Genomic DNA, 19,554 nt, shown 5'->3' on the forward strand with positions numbered 1-19,554 from the left:
GTTCGGTGACACTCGCGTACCCCGAGGCCCTGTTGCTGGTCATCGAAAAAATTGCCCGGCGCGTGTAATGGATCGGGCGGATCGCGCGTCTAAGCAGCAGGCCTCAACGGTGAGGTATCCATGCCGGTGCTCTCTGGGGGTCCTATCTTGCGCAGAATCGCTCGACTCATCACTTCGATCAGCCTGATGCTGGCTGCGATCGCTGCCGTCCTCATTGCTTCCGGATCCGGCGTTGCCCGGTCGTGGTCGCCGGTGGCGTATCAGGGCGCGCCAGGGACCAGCACGACGGTCAGCAACGCGCCGAGCTTCCCGTACGGGTCTTGCGTGCCGGTCCGGATCACGGTGACCTCCGACGCCGGTGTGCCTGAGGGGACTGTGGAGTTCGCGGTCGATGGCGTCGTCTACGACCGTCGGGTGGTGCCACGCAGCGGCCGCGTGACCGAGATGATCGGTTGCTGCGGATCGCGGTTCAGCAAGCCCCTGCCGGCCGGTACCCATCACTTCACCGCGACCTTCATCCCGAAGGGGAACTGGGCGCCGTCGCACGGCACCGGTCAGGTCGTCATCGTGCCTGTGAAGGGCGGCAAGGCACCGGTCTGTGGCGGAACCTCGACCCACGGCCTCCCGTCCGGGGTGGACGCGGGCCTGGACAGCACCGGTACGACGAGCGGGAGCAACGATCAGTTGCTCCGGGCCGGCGTGAGCGGCAGCGCAGTTGTGGCTGCCAGCCTGGTGGTCGCGCTCTACCGTCGGCGTGGCCAGATCAACCTGCGTCGCCGTCCGACGTCGCGTACGCACCCCGAAGCCGGTCAGTGACCCTCCGGTCGACCTTCTTCGAACACGTGCATGCAAGTACCTGACCCACGCCTGTCTCCCGAGTCGCTTCCTTCGATCCGCTCGATCCGCGGCATCGTGGCCCTGGAGTCCTCGCCGCTGGCCGGACTGTTCTCGATGCCGGGTCCCGGCGTCGGGTGGGCGGAGGCCTCGGACGCCGTCTTCACGGAGTTGCTGGAGGCGATCCGGACGTTGCGACTGCTGCCGGGATCGCTGCTGGTGGAAGCCGAGATCGCCGCGGCTGCCCGCGTCAGTCGCGCCTCCGTGGAAGAGGCCATCGCGCGTCTGACCGCGGCGGGTCTGGTGACCTCGGTTCCTCATGTCGGAACCAAGGTCGCACGCATCAGGTGGCGTGAGGTCGGGAGGGAACTCCGGTTGCGCGAGAGCCTGGAGACATACGCCTTCGACGCGGCCTGCGGTGCGCGTGCTCGGGACACCACGAGGATGCACGACCTGATCGAGGTGCAACAGGGCGCAGCGGAGTCCCGCGACATCCGTGCCTTCATGGCGGCTTGCGAGCAGTTCCACGACGAGCTCGTCGCACTCGCTGACGCTGCCAACGGACGAATGGCCGTGCGACTGCCGCATTTTCACCTCGACCGGGCGCATCGACTCACGCGACCTGACCAGGACATCTTCACGACCGTCATCGACGAGCACGTGGTGATTGCCGACGCGGTGGAATCCGGCAATGCCGCCAGCGGTCGGCGTACGCTGCTGCGCCACCTCCGTCGACTTCGCCAGTTCTCGGACGAGGCGTACGCGGCGTACCCGGCGTACTTCATCGACTGACGCAGTCCGGCGGCGGAATGGTTGTCACTGAAGTGACACACTGTTGCCCCGGGGCTGAGAAGTGAGCTTCGTACGGTCGACTCGTCCGTCCACCAGGGGCTGGATCCGAGTCTGAAGGAAATGTCATGCGTTCGCTCACACCACGTCTTCTGTCAGTGCCGATGGTTGCCGTCGTCATCCTCATCGCGGCAGTCGCCGCTGCGGGCGGCGTCGCCCTCGGCCAGTTCAGTTCGGCCTTTGCCGACACCCACGTCCAGGTGGCGAACGTCGCCAACGATGCCCACGCCGTGGGAGCCAAGACGTACCTGCTGACCTGCGGTCGCCAGCCGGTGAACCGGCCGAAGCTCTACTCGCTCACCTGCGGCGACGAGAATGTGGGCGTCGAGAACCTGTCGTGGACCGGGTGGGGCACGGCGCAGGCTCACGCAACGGGGCGACTCGTCTACAACACCTGTACGCCCTACTGTGCTGCTGGCAACTATGTCTCGGCTCCGGTGACGGTGACGGCACACGGGTTGGTACGCAAGGCCGGGACCGCGGTCTACGAGAAGGTCACCGTCTCCTTCACCAAGAAGGTTCGTGGTGACCTCGCGCCCATGGCGGGCACGTGGGACGTCAGCGCCTCCAGTCGCTGAGTTGGGGGATCAGGTCTGATGCAGCCACGACCACACGTGCTTCTCGTCGAGGACGACGACGACGTCCGGTTGACGACGTCCCTCGTGCTGGAAGCACATGGCTTCACCGTCTCGGCGGTGGAGGATGGGCAGAGCGCGTTGGGCCTGATCTCCCGCACGGTCCCGGACGTCGCCGTCGTCGACGTGGCGATGCCGGGCATGGACGGCATCCGGCTCACCCGGCTGATCCGGGCAGGGTTCGGCTTCCCGATCGTGCTGCTCACGGCCCGCGATCTCCCCAGTGACGTCATCGCTGGTCTGGATGCGGGTGCGGATGACTACGTCACCAAGCCGTTTGACGGCGAAGTCCTGGCTGCACGACTACGAGCGGTGGTGCGTGGGCGCTCCGGCGCGGACGTGCGGGAGCATCGCCTGGCGACCGAAGCCTTCGGGGACGTGGTGGTGGACCGTGCCGCACACGTGGTCACCGCGCTCGGCGATGTGGTCGCACTGAGCGCGACCGAGTTCCGGCTGCTGGAGTACCTCCTCGACAACGCCGGCCACGTCGTGTCGCGTACGCAGATCCTCCAGGCGGTCTGGGGTGAGGCCGACTGGATCGATGAGCGAGTGGTAGACACCAATGTCGCGCGGCTGCGAGCGAAGTTGGCGACGGATGCGATCAAGACCATTCGCGGCTTCGGCTACAAGTTGGTGGCGGGGTGAGCAGCAGCGGAGTGCGGTGGTGGCGGAGTCTCAGGCTTCCGATTGCTGCTGTCGTCGTGCTGAGTGCCGTCACCGTCGCCCTGGCGTTTGCGGTGGCTGCGGACCGCAGCACGATGACCGAGGGCATCGCTCGCCTCCGCAGCCAGGCGCTCGATCAGCTCAGCGCTGCGACAGCGACGTACGAGTTCGCGGACACTCTCCTGGACAACGCTGAGGTGGTGGGTGCCACGGATCATCCTGCGGCGATTCCGGACGGCGTGGTCACCGCAGCAGCCCACAACGCGGCGGCAACCTATTTCGACGGCACGCACATGTGGGCCGCCAACGCCATCAGCGACAGCGACGTGCTTGTCGTGGACATCCCGGCCGACAGCCTGGTGGCGCAACGCGCCGACCTGCATCATTCTCTCTTGCTGCTCGGGCTGGTGACATCCGCGATCGCCGTGTTGGGTGGATGGGCGGTGGCGACCTCGTTGACCGCCCGGTTGCGGCGCGCGGCCCGCTGGGTGGAGACCGGCGCCGACGGGGGTCCGCGGGAGGCCGACCTCGGCCGCGATGGCGACGAGGTCGGCGAGCTCGTCGCACAGATCGACAGGTTGTCGACGACGCTGCGCGATCGAGTGCGGTCGGAGCAGGCTTTCACCGCAGATGTCGCGCACGAGTTGCGTACCCCGCTGACTGCGCTCGTCTCGGCCGTCGAGCTCCTGCCCCGCGAGGGCCCCGAGGCGGGCCTGGTACGCCGCCAGGTGGCGCGGCTTCGCGTGCTGGTCGATCAGTTGTTGGAGTTGGCCCGTGCCGACCAGGACCAACGCTCCCCAGTGATCGAACCGGTCGATGTGGTGGCTCTGGTGGCAGAGATTGCGGCGCAGATCCCCGCGATCGCCCCGGATGAGCTCGTCGCTCCCGATGAGGCTCGCATGGTGCTGGCTGAACCTCAGCGTCTGGAACGCATCATCGTGAACCTGCTGGCCAACGCCCACCGGCACGGCGCGCAGCCGGTCTCCCTCGAGGTCTCGGGAGGCTGCGTGACGGTCCGGGACTCGGGTCGCGGATTTCCGGAGGAGATGCTCACGGCCGGCCCTCGACGACTGCACGCTCTGGGCCGATCCGCAGGGTCGGGACTCGGACTCGCCCTCGCCCAGACGTATGCACGCCAGATGGGTGCCACCTTGAGCCTGGGCAACGAGAGCGGGGGAGTCGCCGTACTCACTCTCCCGGCAGTGGACCTGTCACAGAACTGACAACTGGCCGAGCAAGCCCTGGGATATTCGCTCCCTACCGTCGACTGCGTCGAGGCAACCAGGTCCGACAGGGTGGTTGGCAGGAGTCACAGTGGGCGTCGGGGGTTCGGATCGTACGCGGGTCGCAGGGCTGGATTCGCTCCGGGCCGTCGCTGTCGTGGCGGTGGTGGCGTACCACCTCACCGCTCCCGGGTTCGGAGGCGGCTTCCTCGGCGTGACGCTCTTCTTCGTCATCTCGGGGTACCTGATCACCAGGCTTCTCCTCAACGAGATCGGTGCCGCCGGGCGCCTTGATCTCCGCAGCTTCTGGATCCGGCGGGTCAGGCGCCTCTTCCCGGCGCTCCTGGTGTTGGTCCTGCTGTGCCTCACGGTGGCGTTGTTGTTCGCGCCCGCATCGCTCCACAGGATCCGCGGCGACGCGCTCGCTTCGATGACGTACTCGAGCAATTGGTGGATGATCTTCCACCACATCTCATACTTCGATTCCTTCGCGCTGCCGTCTCCGCTGACCCATCTCTGGACCTTGGCGATCGAGGAGCAGTTCTATCTTCTCTGGCCGCTCGTCCTCGTGGTGCTGTTGGCCGTCCTGCGTCGTCCGGGCCGGATCCTCTTCTTTCTGGGCCTGGCGGTCGTCGCGTCGTTCGCCGTGATGGCGGTGCTCTACCGGGCGGCTGACCCGAATCGCAGCTACATGGGTACCGACGCGCGCATGGGTGAACTGCTGATCGGCGCGGCCCTGGCCGTATGGATGCATCTGGCCCCGAACGGGTCCGTGACGAGCCGATCGGCGGCCGCACGACGCGTTCGCGGATGGTGGGCGTGCGCCATCGGGCTCGGGTCGGCAGGTGTGTACGCGGCTCTGACGATCACGTTGTCAGACCGGGCCGCCTTCACCTACCGCGGCGGAATCCTGCTCGCGGCTGTGTCCTCGGTGGGCCTCATCCTCGCCCTGCAGGACGGCGCGCTGTCCCGACTTGTCGGCCGGTTCGATTGCGGCGTGCTGGGTGCCGTCGGCAGACGGTCGTACGGCATCTACCTCTGGCACTACCCGATCCTCATCGCCCTGTCCTCGCCGCTCACGTTCGGTACGTTTTACTGGGCCCGGAGCGCGGCGGTCGTCGGCCTGACCATGGTGACCGCCGAGGTGTCCTACCGGTTCGTCGAGATGCCGATCCGGCGCCGAGGGTTCAGGAACACGCTCCGGGGTATCGCGGCACGGCTCCGAGGAATGCGTACCGTGCCGCGACGAGTCGTCGTGGGGGCAACCCTCGCCATGGTCATCGTTCCTGGCGTCGCGTTGGCGGGCGTCGGCGTCCCGCAGGTCGACCACGGGCCGATCACGGTCCTGATGGGCAGCCATCCCGGCGAGGCACCCGCCGTCACGCAGTCCGCGACTCCTGACCATGGCGTCAGCGGGCGCTCGGGCGCCCACCCGTCCGCCGAATCCTCGGCGATGGCGCAGCCGAAGAGCATGACCGGGCCGGACACGGTCGCCGTCGGTGATTCCCTGCTGATCGACATCGCTGGCCGGTTGCAGCGAAAGGTCCCGGGGATCTCGATCAATGCCGAGATCGGAAGGCAGCCCTGGACCGGCCTGTCGATCGCTGATACGTACACGCAGTTCAACCGTCCCGGAGGCACCTATCTGCTGGGCATCGGGACCAACGGAGCCATCGACCCGGGCGCACTGACGGACTTCGTACGCCGCCATGCGCATGCCCTGATCCTGCTGGTGACCCCGCGAGTCAACCGTCCGTGGGAGTCGGCCAGCGTGCGTGCGATCTGGAAGGTGTCGAAGTTCCCGAACGTCCGGGTCGTCGACTTCCACAACGCGGCGGCAGGGCATCCCGAGTACTTCGGGCCCGACGGCGTCCATCTCACTGATTCGGGAATCCGGGCGATGGTGGCTCTGATCCTGGCTGCCGGGGGCCGGCGGTGACCGGCGAAGTCACGGGCTGTCCGACCTGGGAAGAAGTGGCTAGCGTCGGCGAGCCTGGCGGCGGTGGTGGCTGATGCGGCGACGTCGGAGACTGGCAACGTGATCGACGGATTGAGCCTGCCCGCCCCTCGCGGTGCGATGTGGCGACGTTGGTTGGAGCGCCTTCGTACAATTGAGTCCCATGGGTCCCGAACGGCACGGCGTATGAAACTCCCGACGCCTCATCTCGACAGGGTGCCCCGTTGGATCACCTGGTTCGCGCTGTGTGTTGCCGTCGGGTTCCTCGGGTGGATCGTCTACCTGGCGACCGACATCACGTCGATTGCGACGACGCACCACTACGACGTCGCCTGGCTCGGGTTCGACGTCCTCGAATGGTCCATGGTGGCGCTGGCCGCCGTTGCCGCGTGGAAGCATCATCGGTCGACGACCAACTTCACCGCCATCTGCGCGGTCATGTTCGCGGTCGACGGCTGGTTCGACGTGTGGACCAGTCCGGGCGGCAGCGTTCTGGGTGCGGTCCTGTTCGCGGTCTGCCTGGAGTTCCCGCTGGTCATGGCCTTCGCGTTCGCGACCATCCACGGAGAGCGCGTCAAGAACAGCGGGCGGGCTGTCCCTAGCTGAGGGTCCACATGAGCGGTTGGGTCACGACGACACCCTGAGTGTTGTTGGGCGCGGACGGGCTCAGGGTTGCGACGACCTCACAGGTCCACGGGGATCCGATGTTGAGGTCGCCTGCAATCGCCGTGTGGGATCCGGTGATGCCCGACGGGATCCCGTTGTAGGACAGGTCGTTCCACGCCGCCGCAGAGTTGAAGGTCGTTCCGGCTGAGCATCGGATGGACACCGTCAGGCTCCCGCCGCCACAGAGGTCACCTGCCGTCGGCGTCGTGGGGTTCTGCGTGCAGAAGGGGCTGGGCGAAGTCAGTGCGAAGGCCGACCCGTTGATGCTCCCCACGTTGCTGAACGTCACGTCGACCGGCACCGTGGATTGGCCAGGCGACAACAGCGTGGCAAGGCCCCCGTATTTATTGATGGTCGAACAGCTGGAGCTGTTGGTGGCGGCGTCGTAGGAGTGGCAGACCGCCGCGCCGCTGGACTCCTGGAGCAGCGCGGCGTGGACGGCGGCTGCGCTGTTGGTGGGGTTGGTGATGACGGACGATGCCCAAGCTGAGAGGGTGCCGTTCGCCCCCAGGACGAGAAGGCATCCCGCCGTGGCCGCAGCGACCACGACTCCCAGTTGGTGCGACCGCCAGACGCGGGCGTGGACGTGGCGGGGGCGTTTGCGGCGCCCGCGGTTCGACGAACGACTAGGCGACGGTGTCATTGCCTGGACCGTCGGTGTCATCGTTGCTCGACTCATCCGGATCCGCCGGGCGTGGCGGGAAGCCGACGACGAGGCCGTACAACGGGATGGCAAGGCATCCGAGCACGAGCAGTACCCAGAACCACCACGAGATCGCTGCGTCCAGGTGGACGTGGTACTCGCCGTCGGAGCCCTTCACGTCGGTCGAGACCGTGCCGACCTCGCCGCTGGCGAGCACGACCGAACTACCGCCCACAGCGGTGACACGAAGCGGCATCAGGCCCGTGCTCACGAAGCTCGCCTCGCCGCCCGTGCGCGCGGCATGTGAGGCGACCAGTTCGCCGTTGAGGAGCGGCTTGTGCCAGACCAGTGCGATGTCGATCGCCAGTGCGACCATCACGAGCGTGGCGGCCAACCGCCATTTCCGGCGCAGCAACCGCCGGGTCGCAGCAATCACGATCGCTGCGACGAAGAAGATCGGAGCACAGACGACGAGCCAGCCGACGCCTGGCCAGGTCATCTCGACTCTGCCGACGAGGTTGGTGTCCCTCAGCTTCCACGGGTCGACGGCAGGGATGACGCCCTTGGTCGAGACGGTGCCGTCGCCGTTGATGCTCCACACCCGGTGGCTGTACGTGACGTTCGGGGCGCCGGGCGGGTGGAAGGAGATGAAGTCGCCGACTTTGAGCGAGGCCACGTCGACAGGTCGGGTCCAGATGAGGGAGCCCACCGGTGCCACTGTGCCCATGGAGGGCGATCGGACGACCTCGAGGCGGCCCCCACTCACCCGCCAGACGCCGGCGAACAGGAGCATCCCGACGACTCCCGCGAGAACGATCCAGCCGACGATCCGCACCCAGGGGTCCACGGAGTGTGGATCCTTCCGGGCGACGGAATCGTCGCGGTCACGCGTGGGCACGGTGCAGGTCGTTCTTTCGGTCGAGATCGTGAGCAGATCGGCGGCGGTTGATCAGGTCAGCGTCCAGGTGAGCGGCTGCGTCACCTGCACACCCTGGGCATTCACGTTCGCACCGAGGATCAGAGTCGTCACGATGCGGCAGGTCCACGACGCGCCGACCGTGAGGTCCGCAGCGGTCGTGTGCGACAGCGCCGCCGTGGGAGGAGCCGCGGCGGAGTAGCTGAGGTCGGCCCAGGGGCTGGTTCCGGTGTATGTGGTGCCGTTGTTGCAACTCACCGAGATCGTCAGATCGCCGTCAGTGCACAGGTTGCCCGGGGTCGGCGTACCCGTCGTGGGCGAGGAGGCGCACGTCCCGGGAGTGAGCGAGAACGTGGAGCCGTTCTTGGCGCCGATGTTCGTGAAGGTGACGTAGACCGTCCGGCTGTCGCCGGGGGAGAGGGGCGTGGCGGTGCCGCCGTACTTGTTGATCGTGGTGCAACTTGCGTACGCATTGGACGGGTCGTCGCTGGATCTGCAGGTCGCTGCACCGCTCGTTTCCTGCAGGATCACGGCCGTGGCTGCGGCGACGGAGTTCGTGTTGTTCGTGATGACCGCGGAGGTCCAACTGGCCAGAGTGCCGTTGGCGCCGAGCGCCAGGAGCCCAACTGCGGCTGCGGTGGCGGTCACCAGGACCAGCGGCCGGTGTCGCTGTCGGTCCGCTCGCCGTGTGCGTCGATCCATGATTACCCCCTCGAGAAGATGGCCCGTGTGGTGGCCGGCTCAGGCCAGCCACCACACAGGTGCATGGGTTACGCGAGCGTCCAGACCAGCGGCTGCGTGGCGATCTGGCCGGCGATCTGCGGTGAGGCGGTGGCAGGGACCGCGACCGTGAAGGTGCACTGCGTCGAAGCGCCGGCAGCCAGGGTGCCCACCGTCTGCGAACCGAAGGAGGACAGCGCGACCGGCGTACCCGTCGTGTCGAGCGAGCTCGGGGCGGTGCACTTGATCGTGACGGTGGCGACATCGCAGATGCTCTGCGTTGCCGAGGCGCTGCCTGCGCTCTTGACACAGGTCCCGGGAGCGAGCGTGAGCGAGCCCGAGGCGGTGCCGGTGTTCGTCATGGTGACGGTCGTGGCCTGGTTGGTGCCAGGCGCCAGCGGGGTGGCGGTGCCGCCGTACTTGTTGATGGTCGAACAGGTGTAGCTGTTCGATCCGTCGTTGTTGTCGGTCGACACACAGGTGTTGGTGCCGTCGGTCTCGGTGAGGACCTTGGCGTCCGCGGCCTTGACCGTGTTGGTGTCGTTGGTCAGGATCGCCGTCGACCACGAGGCGAGCGTGCCGTTCACGCCGAGGACCAAGGCGAGAGCGGCGAGAACGCCACCAGCCCAGAGCACCGGGGTGGTCCGGCGCCGCTTCTGCGTAGAAGTCATGAAGAATTTCCCCATCTCATAGGTTGCGACGATGCGGAGCGACATCGTTGCCGGTTTGAAGATCGATCACGCGCGAGGCCGTCCGAGTACCTCTGCGCGGATATTCAACGGCATCGGCGCGGATTTGTTACGAAAATCAAGAAATGCCGTCCGAATCAATCTTGATCTGGCCGCTCGAGGCTTGAAGCGCTGTGCTTTCCGCGTATTCGAACGTCGTCCTCGTCCTCTGATTCAGCTGCGAATCCGACCACCAGTCCGTACAACGGGATCGTCATCGCCGCCAGAACCATGGCAACCCACAACCACCATGGGATCGCGCTCGCGAAGTTGACGTGGTAGCGGCTGTCGGAGCCTGTGGCACTGGTGCGTACGGTCCCGACCTCGCCCGGTTCGATCACCACCGAGGATCCGCCGACACCGGTGACGCGGAGCGGCAGGAGCCCGGTGCTGACGAAACTCGCACTCACGCCGCTGGAATCGGTTTTCGACCCGACGATCTGTGCGTTTAGCAACGGCTTGTAGACGACGAGTGCCGCATCGAGCGCCAGCGCGACCAGCACGAGGGTGGCCGGGAGCCGCCAACTGCGAGGCAGGATCCGGCGCAGCCCCAGGATCAGGAGCGCGGACAGCCCCAGTAATGGGGCGCAGACAAGCAGCCAGCCGGCGCCGGGCCAGACCATCCGTACCTTGCCGACGATGTCGTTGCCGCGCAGTTTCCAGGCGTCCGGAGCCGGGATGACGCCCTTGGTCTGGATGGTCCCGTCGGGTGAGATCTTCCAGACGCGGTGGCTGTACGTGACGCGTGGCTGGCCGGGTGGGTGGAACGAGATGAAGTCACCGACCCTGAGGGTGGACGCGTCCACCGGGAGAGTCCAGATCAGGGACCCGACGGGAGCGACAGTCCCCATCGAGGGTGTCCGGACGACCTCCCATCGACCACCGGCCACGCGCCACGACCCGGCGAACAGGATGACTCCGACAAAGAGCGCCACCAGTGCGAGCGACAGAAATCTGAGCATCCCATTCCGGCTCGTCGATTGGCGACCGGGATCCGTGCGCTGGCGACGCCGTGGTGCACGCATGAAAGACATGGGAACGCGTCTCGTGGTTCAGGAGGATGAATTCGATGGACGTACGTGGTGGGGTTTTGCGGCAATTCAGAAAATACCGCAACCGACATATCTATCCGCATAGTTAAACAAATGCATCCGTAGCGCTACGTAATTCCACTACGGAATTACGTTTGGGGGGTCGTGATGTCAGATCTCGGCCGCCGCCGGATGCGTCGGAGGAGCCGTCCCGGTCCCCGGGTCGGACAGGCCCACGAGCATGCAATGACCGTTTCCGCACCAGATGTCGCTCCACTGGTACGCGGTGTAGCCACCCGGGCTCGGGTGCGCTGACCACGCGGTTCCCTTCAGGCGTATGACGTACTGCCCCTGATGGGCCCCGGAGCCGTGGTTGAACTGTCCGATCAGTCCGCAGTCCGACGCCGAGCCGCACGATGCCGGTGAGGCGAAGGACCCGTTCGTCGGGCCTGTCTGCTGCCCGGACCAGGGCGTGTAGAAGCCGCCTCGGGCGACGTAGCCGTTGACGTACCCGCCGCGCCCGTGGCTGTCCGCTCCGCCGGTCACGACGCAGAACGTGACGGACCGACAGGCCAGACCTGCGACGCGCATCCCTTCTGCGCGGAACTTCGACGCGTCGCCGAACTCCAATGTGACCTTGCGTGCCTTCCACGACGTGCCGCCGTGCAACAGGTCGAGCGAGGTCGTCCCGTGCCCGGCGGCATCGGCCGTACCCAGGGCGGCGCATTGCGCGACGGCGAAGCACGAGACGGACGAAACGAACTTCGACGGCGATGCCATCCGGCGCCAGTGGGAACCGTCCCACGCGGCCAGGACGCCGTAGGTCGCCACCGGGTCGAACTGGTTCGCGTACTGCATGTGGGCACCGCTTGCCAGACAGTACGTGGGGCTCACGCACGAGATGGCGTCCATCGCCCAACTCGACGGGAGGCTGGCGACCGAACTGATGGACTGGCCGTTCCACCGGAAGACCCTGGACGTGCTGTCGGCTGCGGGCCCGCCGCCCCCCACGATCAGACAGAAGGTCGGGGTGGCGCATGAGACGTGTTCGAAGCTGGGTCCGTGGCCATTGGGACTGGCGATCGAGCTCGTGTCGATCTCGGTCCAGGAACTTCCGTTCCACATCTCGGCCAGAGGAGGCACTGCTTCTGCTCCTTGGCTGTACGTCTGCTGCTGCCCGACTGCGAGGCACCAAGCGATGCTTGTGCAGCTGAGGCTCTGCAGGTAGCCCTGGTTCTCGTGGGGAACCGCGAGGATCGGACTCGTCGATGCGGCGTCCGCGACGGCGGGGAGCACCAGGGAGCTCAACCCGGCCAGCACAGCGACGACGATGTAGATGACGGGTCGGACAACCTGCATGCGCCACCCGCTGTCGGGCGCGCTCGTGGTCCGACGAATCATTCGGGGTTCCTCTGGCTGGCGTGTGGGACGTAGGCCTCTGGTTGCCAGTCCTAACTGACCGACTCGTCCGGGGGTCGGGGACGGGCGTCGGTTCACCCTGTGGTTCACCTGCGTTTGCCCCTAGTGCACCAGCAGACCCTCAGTGCCGCCTCAGGAGGGGACGTCGGCGGCGGATGCCGCCGTAGATCCCTCGCCCGACGATCCAGGGTTGGAGTGCTGACCAGTTCGGAATGGTCATTGACCGGCCAGACGGGCCGAACACCTCGAGGCGATCGTGCTGGGTGCCGAGGACCGAGCCCCAGCGCCACCTCAACGGCGTGAACCGCCTCGGCCGACCGCGCCCCAGATCGGCGCGAATGTTGTGTGCCAGCAGACGATCCGCGCGTGCACGGGCCGAACTGCGGAGGGGGTCCGTGGCGGCGACGTCGCCGATCGCGTACGCCCCGGGGATGCCCGGGACGCGGAGGAACTCGTCGGTGACCACGAATCCGTGGTCGTCGAGTGCCTCCGCAGGGAGCCACCCGGTGTTCGGTGTGACCCGACCGATCGTCCAGAGCACGACATCCGCGGTTGCCGACTGCTGCCCAGTGGCCCATTCCACGGGTTCAGTGCTGACCTGACTGGCCGTGAAGTCCTCGCCGAGTGCGGCCCGATGTCCGGGATGGATCCCGACCCCGCGGGCGCGCAGGCGCCGCTCCAACGAGGCCCAGACCCGCCGGTGATGATGCCGGAGCGCAGCCTCTCCCGGGAAGTAGAGGTCGACCCGTTTGTCCAGCCACGTGTGCGCGATGTTCCAGGCGCAGCTCACCGCGGCGGCTCCGCCGCCGATCACCGCGACGGTTGGGGCCGACGCGATGCGGTCGTACGCCTCGTTCAGCTGCTGCTCCACAACGGAGGAGGTCTGCAGTTCGGGTGTGCGCCAGAACCCGTTGGTGACGCCGGTCGAGATCACCAGGACGTCGTACGGCTGCTCGCGTTCGACGCCGTCGGCGTCGACGATCTGCAGGCATCGGCGCGATGGGTCGATCCCGGCCACGGTGGCGTGGAGCGTACGTGCCGCGTCCAGACGGCGGTAACGATCGAACCCCACCCAGTAGTCGCGCCGCCAGACCTCCGGCCGGGTGAGGCGCAGGCCGAGTTCCTGGCCGCTGACCAGGCCGGGCTTGCTCGAGATGCCGACGACATCGGCGAACCGCGACAGGTGGATGCCAACCAGCACCCCGGTGTCGCCGAAACCCGCGATGACGACACGTGGGCGAGCTGTCACGGATTCCTCCGTGGCGGGCGGGGGACGAAGCGCGGGACCCGGTCGATGACGTCCTGGTAGGTCGGTCGCCGTTCGAGGCTGCGCTTCTCCATCATGGGAATGCTCGCGCCTTCGAACAGGGCGAGCATCACCGCCGGTCCGGCGAAGACCCACCACCACGCCGCCGGATCGGTCGCGAGTCCGAACAGTGCGAGGGCGAGCCAGAAGCTGAACTCGCCGAAGTAGTTCGGGTGCCGGGACCATGCCCACACGCCGCGGTCGAGCACCTGCCCGGGCTGCTTGGTTCGCGCGAAGCGGTGCATCTGGAGGTCAGCGACGAATTCGAGTCCGACGGCAGCAACGCCGACGAGGACCGCGATCGCGTCGATCCACCCGACCGAGTGGTTCCGGCGGACCAGCAGCAGGTAGATCGGCAACGTGCCGACGAAGACCTGGAGGGTCGGGGACCACATGGATGGCGAGCAGGTCGACCGGCATCTCGAACCGGCCGGCGCGTTCGCGCACCACTGGATAGCGCCAGTCCTCGTGATGCAGTCCGGGGAATCCGTACGCCCAATTGCCTGTGAGCCTGATCGACCACAGTGCGATGACGCCGAGTGCCAGCCAGGCGCGTACGTCGTCGGCGGGGGCGTCGACACGCAGCCACCAGCCGATCGCGAGCGCCGGGGGCAGCACACTCCAGTACGCGTCGTAGAAGCTCGAGTTGTGGTGCCAGCGGCTGGCGACGAAGACGATCACCGTCGCGAGCAGGTCGGCCAGCAAGCCATCGAGCCAGAGGTGACCCGTCCGGGGTCCCCAACCGAGCCAGGTAGCGAAGGCGAGGAAGGCGATCACGTACGCGATCGAGACCCGCACCATGGCGTCCGTCTTGCTCATGCTCGGAGCGTAGGGGATCAGGTAGAACCTGTTCTAGGGTGAGCCGCGCTCGGCCGGGGGGTCGTTCTACGCCTTGCTGAAGCCTGAGGCGGAGATGTTCGTGATGAGGAGCCGCGGTGGATTCGGGGGATGGCCGCTTTCTGACGTCGTTCGTCGGACGGAGCGCGGAGGTCGCAGAGCTGTGCAGGGTGATCGGCTCTCACCGACTGGTCACGGCACTGGGCCCGGGCGGGATCGGCAAGACGCGGGTCGCGTACGCCGCTGCGGACGCAGTTGCTGCCGACTTCGACGAGACGGTCCGGGTCGAACTTGCGGAGTTGGCCGACCCCGCCCTGATCGGCCACGTCGTGGCGGGGAAGTTCGGTCTGCCGACGACCACGGAAGTGTTTGATGCCGGTCCGCTCGCCGGGTTGATCGGCGACAGGGCACTGCTGCTCCTGCTCGACAACTGCGAGCATCTGATCAGCGCGGCGGCCGGTCTCGTCATGCAACTGACGGCGGCCTGCAGCAATCTGCACGTCCTGGCGACCAGTCGCGAGGTGCTGGGGGTCCCCGGCGAGTTCACCTATCTCGTGCCGCCACTGGTCGCCGACGAGGCACAGGCTTTGTTCGCAGATCGCGCAGCGTGTTCCGGTGGCAAGGACCGGGCTGGCGCTGCACCCGACCCGTCGATCCGCGAGCTGTGCCTCCTGCTCGATCACATTCCGCTGGCCATCGAGTTGTCAGCAAGTCACGCGAACGAGTTCTCGCCGACGATCCTGCTGGGACTGATTCGCTCGCGGATGCTGAAGCTCGAGGCTCGCGGGTCCATTGCCCGGAGTACGTCGCTCGATTCGTGCATCGACTGGAGTTACCAACTCTGCAGTCCGCTCGAGCAGCGCGTCTGGACCGGACTCGCCGTGTTCGCCGGGGCGTTCTCGCTCGAAGCAGCCCTGAACCTGTTGAAGGACGACTTCGCCGAACCGGAGGTCCTCCAGGGTCTCGCGGGGTTGATCAACAAGTCCGTTCTGTCCTGCGATCCGGGGGAGGGGCGTACGCCCTATCGGATGCTCGAGGTACTGCGTCAGTTCGGCACCGATCGTGCGCTGGAGTCCGACGAAGTGGATCTGTGGCGAGTGCGACACCGCGACCACTACCTCGCGCTGGCCCTTGAGTTCGAGGAATCGTGGATCGGCGGTCGACAACTTGAGTGGATGATGCGCTTCAAGGCCGAACACGCCAACATCCGGGCGGCGATCGAGTTCTCCGTCCAGCGCCCGGACGAGGCGCCGCAGGCGCTGAAGATGGCGCGAATTCTGCAGCTCTACTTTCTTGCGTACGGCAGCGGTGGGGAGGCGCTTCGCTGGATCCAGCTCGCCGTCAGTCACTCGACCGGGACGAACGCGGAACGAGCGTTTGCCCTCTGCGTCGGGTCCTTCATCGGGTCGGTGATGCAGCAACTCGACACGGCCAACGGTTTGTACGAGGAGCTGTCGCGGCTCGCCGACGAGGCGCAGGAGGACTGGGTTGAGTCCTACCGACTGTACGCGGGGTCGGCGGTCGCCACCTTCAGTGGCGACGCCGATCGAGGTGCCGAACTTGCCGCCCAGGGGATCGAACTGTTCACCAGGCTGGGCGACGTCAACTCGCTCGTGCACCTGCAGTTCCTGCTGGGCCTGAGTCTGAGCTTCGCTGGGCGACGGGACGAGGCATCGGCGGCGTACCGTGCCTGCTTCGCGCTGACCGATCCACGTGGAGAGGACTTCTTTCGCACGTACGCGCTGTGGAGCATGGGCCTCGACGAGCTCTTCGCCGGGCGTCCTGAGCAGGCGCTCGCGTTGGAGCGTGAGGCTCTCGGCATCAAGCAACCGTTCAATGACCAGTTGTGCATCGCGCTCACTCTGGAGGCCCTCGGGCTGATCGCTGCGCGGTCCGCGATAGTGGGGGACAACGCTGGCCGAGCCGCATTCCTGCTCGGGTCGTCCGATCGGATCTTCTCCGACATCGGGATTCACAGTGAGGCCGTTCCGTACACATCGCAATGGCGTCAGGAGGGTGTGCAGGCCGCGCGCGCCGCGCTCACGCCGGGTCAGTTCGACGCGTTCTTCAGGCTGGGCCGCGCTGCCGCGCAGAATGACACGATCGCGGTCGCGCTCGGCGAGGATCCACTTCCGCTGCTCGGTGGCATCGCCGCACTGTCTCCTCGCGAGGCCGAGATCGCCGCCCTGATGGCGGCTTCCGCGACCAACCGTGAGATTGCCGATCAGCTCTTCCTCTCAGTTCGGACAGTCGAGTCCCACGTGGAGCGGATCCTTCGCAAGTTGGAGGTCACGTCTCGATGGGCGGTGGCCGGGGCGCTCGACTCCTCGAGGTAGCCACTCCGCGCTCACAGGGATTGCATGGGAGCCACAAGGCGTCCACCAATTGAGCCCGGGCAACCTCGTCGTCATGACCGAGAACACGTCTTCGACCGCCGAATTCCCCACCGCCCCTGAGCCGGCTGCGACTGTCGTCGAGCCAGCGACAGGACCGTTCGCGCGGCGGCGTACCAGCCGCGCGACTGCGGCCTTGGTCGTCGGCGCGCTGGCGATCGGAGCGCTCGCCGGCGTGGGTGGTGCCGCGACGTACGCGGCCCTGGACGACTCCACCGCGAGTGCGGCGGCAGGACCACTCCAGGCAACCAACGGATCGAACACCGTGAGTCTTCCTGCGAACTGGGCCGAGAAGGTCGCCGCGAAGGTGTTGCCATCGGTCGTCAAGGTCAACGTCAGTGGCCAGGGCGGAAGCGGCTCGGGCTCAGGTGTCATCCTCCGCCCGGACGGCACCATCCTCACCAACAACCATGTGGTGGCCCTCGCAGCCAACGGCGGCACCCTGAGCGTGACTCTCAACGACGGCCGCACCGTGCCCGCCAGGATTGTCGGCACCGACCCCGTCACCGACCTCGCGATCATCAAGGCTCAAGGTGTCTCCGGGTTGACGCCCGCCACCCTCGGGAAGTCGTCACAACTACAGGTGGGCGAGCCGGTGGCCGCGTTCGGGGCGCCGTACGGCCTGAACTCCACGGTCACCACCGGGATCGTGTCTGCCCTCAACCGCCCGGTCTCGGTCGCCACGCCCAACAGCCAGACACCGCAACAGCAGTCACCGTTCGGGCAACTGCCCCAGTCACAGTCCCAGCAGCAGGCCGACCCCACCACGACGTACCCGGCGATCCAGACCGACGCCGCGATCAACCCCGGCAACTCCGGCGGTCCGCTCGTCGACTCGAACGGGAACGTGGTCGGGATCAACTCGTCCATCCATACCGCCACCAACGGAGGTGACGGGTCGGTCGGCCTCGGGTTCGCGATCCCGATGGACGAAGCCCTGCCGATCATCAACCAGATCCTCGACGGGCAGAAGCCCACCCACGCCCGGCTCGCCGTCGGCGTCTCCGACTCCGCGACGGGCGCGACGGGCGCGCTCGTGAAGTCCGTCGAGGGCGGGGGAGCGGCTGAGGCCGCCGGTCTCAAGGCCGGCGACCTGATCACGGCGATCAACGGTCAACCCGTCAGCGACGCGGAGACCCTCATCTCCGACATCCGCGGCCACCGGCCCGGGGACAAGGTCACCCTCACGTATCAGCGTGACGGCCAGACGCGCACGGCAACTGCGACCCTCGGGTCCGACGCGCACTCCAACGCTTCGTGACGTCGTCTCGCACAAACCCGTGGTCGGATTCACGCTCACGAAACGCACCACCGATACGATCCCCGTATGGGTAAGCAAGAGGACTTCGTCCTCCGGTCGCTCGAAGAGCGCGATGTCCGGTTCGTACGACTGTGGTTCACCGACGTGCTCGGTTTCCTCAAGTCGGTCGCGGTCGCTCCGGCGGAGCTGGAAGGTGCCTTCGACGAGGGCATCGGCTTCGACGGTTCGGCGATCGAGGGCTTCGCCCGGGTCAGCGAGAGCGACATGCTTGCGCTCCCGGATCCGTCCACGTTCCAGTTGCTGCCGTGGCGCGACAACGGCACCACCGCGACTGCGCGGATGTTCTGCGACATCGTGATGCCGGACGGTTCGCCGTCGTACGCGGACCCGCGCCATGTTCTCAAGCGCACCCTCTCGAAGGCTGCTGAGAAGGGCTTCACCTTCTACACGCACCCCGAGATCGAGTTCTATCTGATGAAGGACCAGCCGAAGGTCGGCGTCATGCCGGTGCCGGTGGACTCCAGCGGCTACTTCGACCACACCACCCAGGCCGAGGGCGCCGACTTCCGACGCGAGGCGATCACGTACCTCGAGCAGATGGGCATCTCGGTCGAGTACTCCCACCACGAGGGTGGCCCGGGCCAGCAGGAGATCGACCTTAGGTACGCCGACGCGCTCAGCACCGCCGACAACATCATGACCTTCCGCAACGTCATCCGGGAGGTGGCGTTGAGCCAGGGAGTCTGGGCGACCTTCATGCCCAAGCCGTTCACCGAGCACCCGGGCTCCGGCATGCACACCCACGTGTCGCTGTTCGAGGGTGACAACAACGCCTTCTACGAGGCGGGTGCGGAGTACCAGCTCTCGAAGACCGGCCGGCAGTTCATCGCCGGCATCCTGCGGCACGCGCCGGAGATCAGCGTCGTCACCAACCAGTGGGTCAACTCCTACAAGCGGATGCTCATCGGCGGCGAGGCGCCTTCGTACGTCTGCTGGGGCCACAACAACCGCTCCGCGATGGTGCGCGTGCCGATGTACAAGCCCAACAAGGGCCAGTCCACGCGCGTCGAGATCCGGTCGCTCGACGCCGCCTGCAACCCCTACCTCGCGTACGCGGTGATCCTCGCCGCGGGCATGAAGGGCATCGAGGAGGGGTACGAGCTCCCGCCGGAGGCCGAGGACGACGTCTGGGCGCTCAGTGACCAGGAGCGGCACAGCCTCGGGATCGATCCGCTGCCGCGGTCGTTGGCCGACGCCATCGACATCGCCGAGCGGTCCGAGCTGTTGGCGGAGACTCTGGGCGAGCACGTCTTCGACTTCTTCCTGCGCAACAAGCGCGCGGAATGGGCCGAGTACCGCCGCGAGGTCACTTCCTTCGAACGCGACCGCATGCTTCCTGTGCTCTGACCTGACGGCGCGTTGGCTTCGTTGCTCCTCGGTCGCGAGCCCTCAAAGGCTCGCTTCCCTCGGGCG

Annotated in this window: 19 protein-coding genes; 10 read left to right on the plus strand and 9 right to left on the minus strand. The window is 66.9% G+C overall.

What is annotated here, in order from left to right:
• The first annotated feature begins 147 nt into the window (after window positions 1-147).
• The 7 genes from KCTC_RS14300 to KCTC_RS14330 all read left to right on the plus strand — a co-directional run bounded on the left by KCTC_RS14300 (window position 148) and on the right by KCTC_RS14330 (window position 6,767).
• Window positions 148-816, plus strand: a complete 669-nt coding sequence (locus KCTC_RS14300) for an Ig-like domain-containing protein (protein ID WP_164512610.1) — start codon at window positions 148-150, stop codon at window positions 814-816.
• A 30-nt stretch (window positions 817-846) separates the two neighbouring features.
• Window positions 847-1,626 carry a GntR family transcriptional regulator gene (locus tag KCTC_RS14305; protein ID WP_125569878.1) on the plus strand — a complete coding sequence of 260 codons (780 nt, stop codon included), beginning with the start codon at window positions 847-849 and terminating at the stop codon, window positions 1,624-1,626.
• A gap of 125 nt (window positions 1,627-1,751) precedes the next feature.
• Window positions 1,752-2,261 carry a hypothetical protein gene (locus KCTC_RS14310; RefSeq protein WP_125569879.1) on the plus strand — a complete coding sequence of 170 codons (510 nt, stop codon included), beginning with the start codon at window positions 1,752-1,754 and terminating at the stop codon, window positions 2,259-2,261.
• Window positions 2,262-2,279: 18 nt separating this feature from the next.
• A complete protein-coding gene (locus tag KCTC_RS14315; RefSeq protein WP_125569880.1) occupies window positions 2,280-2,963 on the plus strand; it encodes a response regulator transcription factor in 684 nt (227 codons plus the stop codon).
• A complete protein-coding gene (locus tag KCTC_RS14320; protein WP_125569881.1) occupies window positions 2,960-4,204 on the plus strand; it encodes a sensor histidine kinase in 1,245 nt (414 codons plus the stop codon). The genes KCTC_RS14315 and KCTC_RS14320 overlap by 4 nt, the downstream gene beginning before the upstream one ends.
• A gap of 91 nt (window positions 4,205-4,295) precedes the next feature.
• Window positions 4,296-6,143, plus strand: coding sequence for an acyltransferase family protein (locus KCTC_RS14325; RefSeq protein ID WP_164512611.1), 1,848 nt, complete (start codon window positions 4,296-4,298; stop codon window positions 6,141-6,143).
• A gap of 234 nt (window positions 6,144-6,377) precedes the next feature.
• Entirely contained in the window at window positions 6,378-6,767 is a 390-nt protein-coding gene (locus KCTC_RS14330) for a hypothetical protein (RefSeq protein WP_125569883.1), read from the plus strand.
• On the opposite strand, the gene KCTC_RS14335 is transcribed toward KCTC_RS14330, so the two are convergent.
• The 9 genes from KCTC_RS14335 to KCTC_RS15205 form a co-directional block, all read right to left on the minus strand.
• Window positions 6,760-7,470 (minus strand): hypothetical protein, encoded by a 711-nt coding sequence (locus KCTC_RS14335; RefSeq protein ID WP_125569884.1) that lies wholly within the window; start codon window positions 7,468-7,470, stop codon window positions 6,760-6,762. The two genes, KCTC_RS14330 and KCTC_RS14335, sit on opposite strands and share 8 nt — an antisense overlap.
• Entirely contained in the window at window positions 7,454-8,317 is an 864-nt protein-coding gene (locus KCTC_RS14340) for a S24/S26 family peptidase (protein ID WP_125569885.1), read from the minus strand. The genes KCTC_RS14335 and KCTC_RS14340 overlap by 17 nt, the downstream gene beginning before the upstream one ends.
• A gap of 102 nt (window positions 8,318-8,419) precedes the next feature.
• Entirely contained in the window at window positions 8,420-9,088 is a 669-nt protein-coding gene (locus tag KCTC_RS14345; RefSeq protein ID WP_125569886.1) for a hypothetical protein, read from the minus strand.
• 68 nt (window positions 9,089-9,156) lie between these two features.
• Window positions 9,157-9,777 carry a hypothetical protein gene (locus tag KCTC_RS14350; protein WP_125569887.1) on the minus strand — a complete coding sequence of 207 codons (621 nt, stop codon included), beginning with the start codon at window positions 9,775-9,777 and terminating at the stop codon, window positions 9,157-9,159.
• A gap of 155 nt (window positions 9,778-9,932) precedes the next feature.
• The gene (locus KCTC_RS14355) at window positions 9,933-10,796 is read right to left on the minus strand and encodes a S24/S26 family peptidase (protein ID WP_125569888.1); all 864 of its coding nucleotides are present in this window, start codon (window positions 10,794-10,796) and stop codon (window positions 9,933-9,935) included.
• 240 nt (window positions 10,797-11,036) lie between these two features.
• A complete protein-coding gene (locus KCTC_RS14360) occupies window positions 11,037-12,266 on the minus strand; it encodes a hypothetical protein (RefSeq protein ID WP_125569889.1) in 1,230 nt (409 codons plus the stop codon).
• Window positions 12,267-12,405: 139 nt separating this feature from the next.
• A complete protein-coding gene (locus KCTC_RS14365; RefSeq protein WP_125569890.1) occupies window positions 12,406-13,533 on the minus strand; it encodes an FAD-dependent oxidoreductase in 1,128 nt (375 codons plus the stop codon).
• Complete coding sequence (locus KCTC_RS15200; RefSeq protein WP_269461433.1) at window positions 13,530-13,949, minus strand: DUF1295 domain-containing protein; 420 nt, start codon at window positions 13,947-13,949, stop codon at window positions 13,530-13,532. Before KCTC_RS15200 ends, KCTC_RS14365 begins: the two co-directional genes overlap by 4 nt.
• The gene (locus tag KCTC_RS15205; protein WP_269461434.1) at window positions 13,843-14,409 is read right to left on the minus strand and encodes a DUF1295 domain-containing protein; all 567 of its coding nucleotides are present in this window, start codon (window positions 14,407-14,409) and stop codon (window positions 13,843-13,845) included. Before KCTC_RS15205 ends, KCTC_RS15200 begins: the two co-directional genes overlap by 107 nt.
• Window positions 14,410-14,597: 188 nt before the next feature.
• On the opposite strand from KCTC_RS15205, the gene KCTC_RS14375 reads away from it, so the two are divergent.
• From KCTC_RS14375 to KCTC_RS14385, 3 genes are all read left to right on the plus strand, one after another.
• Window positions 14,598-16,763, plus strand: coding sequence for an ATP-binding protein (locus tag KCTC_RS14375; RefSeq protein ID WP_125569891.1), 2,166 nt, complete (start codon window positions 14,598-14,600; stop codon window positions 16,761-16,763).
• A 73-nt stretch (window positions 16,764-16,836) separates the two neighbouring features.
• A complete protein-coding gene (locus KCTC_RS14380; RefSeq protein ID WP_125569892.1) occupies window positions 16,837-18,081 on the plus strand; it encodes a S1C family serine protease in 1,245 nt (414 codons plus the stop codon).
• A gap of 66 nt (window positions 18,082-18,147) precedes the next feature.
• Window positions 18,148-19,488 carry a glutamine synthetase family protein gene (locus tag KCTC_RS14385; RefSeq protein ID WP_125569893.1) on the plus strand — a complete coding sequence of 447 codons (1,341 nt, stop codon included), beginning with the start codon at window positions 18,148-18,150 and terminating at the stop codon, window positions 19,486-19,488.
• The last annotated feature ends 66 nt before the right edge of the window (window positions 19,489-19,554 follow it).

Source organism: Nocardioides baekrokdamisoli, from assembly GCF_003945325.1.
GTDB lineage: Bacteria > Actinomycetota > Actinomycetes > Propionibacteriales > Nocardioidaceae > Nocardioides > Nocardioides baekrokdamisoli.

Bases quoted from the DNA above. Each gene is read 5' to 3' on its own strand.
- KCTC_RS14380 (WP_125569892.1), top strand. From the start codon at position 16,837: ATGACCGAGAACACGTCTTCGACCGCCGAATTCCCCACCGCCCCTGAG.
- KCTC_RS14335 (WP_125569884.1), bottom strand. From the start codon at position 7,470: ATGACACCGTCGCCTAGTCGTTCGTCGAACCGCGGGCGCCGCAAACGC.
- KCTC_RS14345 (WP_125569886.1), bottom strand. From the start codon at position 9,088: ATGGATCGACGCACACGGCGAGCGGACCGACAGCGACACCGGCCGCTG.
- KCTC_RS14305 (WP_125569878.1), top strand. From the start codon at position 847: ATGCAAGTACCTGACCCACGCCTGTCTCCCGAGTCGCTTCCTTCGATC.
- KCTC_RS15205 (WP_269461434.1), bottom strand. From the start codon at position 14,409: ATGAGCAAGACGGACGCCATGGTGCGGGTCTCGATCGCGTACGTGATC.
- KCTC_RS14360 (WP_125569889.1), bottom strand. From the start codon at position 12,266: ATGATTCGTCGGACCACGAGCGCGCCCGACAGCGGGTGGCGCATGCAG.
- KCTC_RS14385 (WP_125569893.1), top strand. From the start codon at position 18,148: ATGGGTAAGCAAGAGGACTTCGTCCTCCGGTCGCTCGAAGAGCGCGAT.
- KCTC_RS14350 (WP_125569887.1), bottom strand. From the start codon at position 9,777: ATGACTTCTACGCAGAAGCGGCGCCGGACCACCCCGGTGCTCTGGGCT.
- KCTC_RS14310 (WP_125569879.1), top strand. From the start codon at position 1,752: ATGCGTTCGCTCACACCACGTCTTCTGTCAGTGCCGATGGTTGCCGTC.
- KCTC_RS14315 (WP_125569880.1), top strand. From the start codon at position 2,280: ATGCAGCCACGACCACACGTGCTTCTCGTCGAGGACGACGACGACGTC.
- KCTC_RS14355 (WP_125569888.1), bottom strand. From the start codon at position 10,796: ATGCTCAGATTTCTGTCGCTCGCACTGGTGGCGCTCTTTGTCGGAGTC.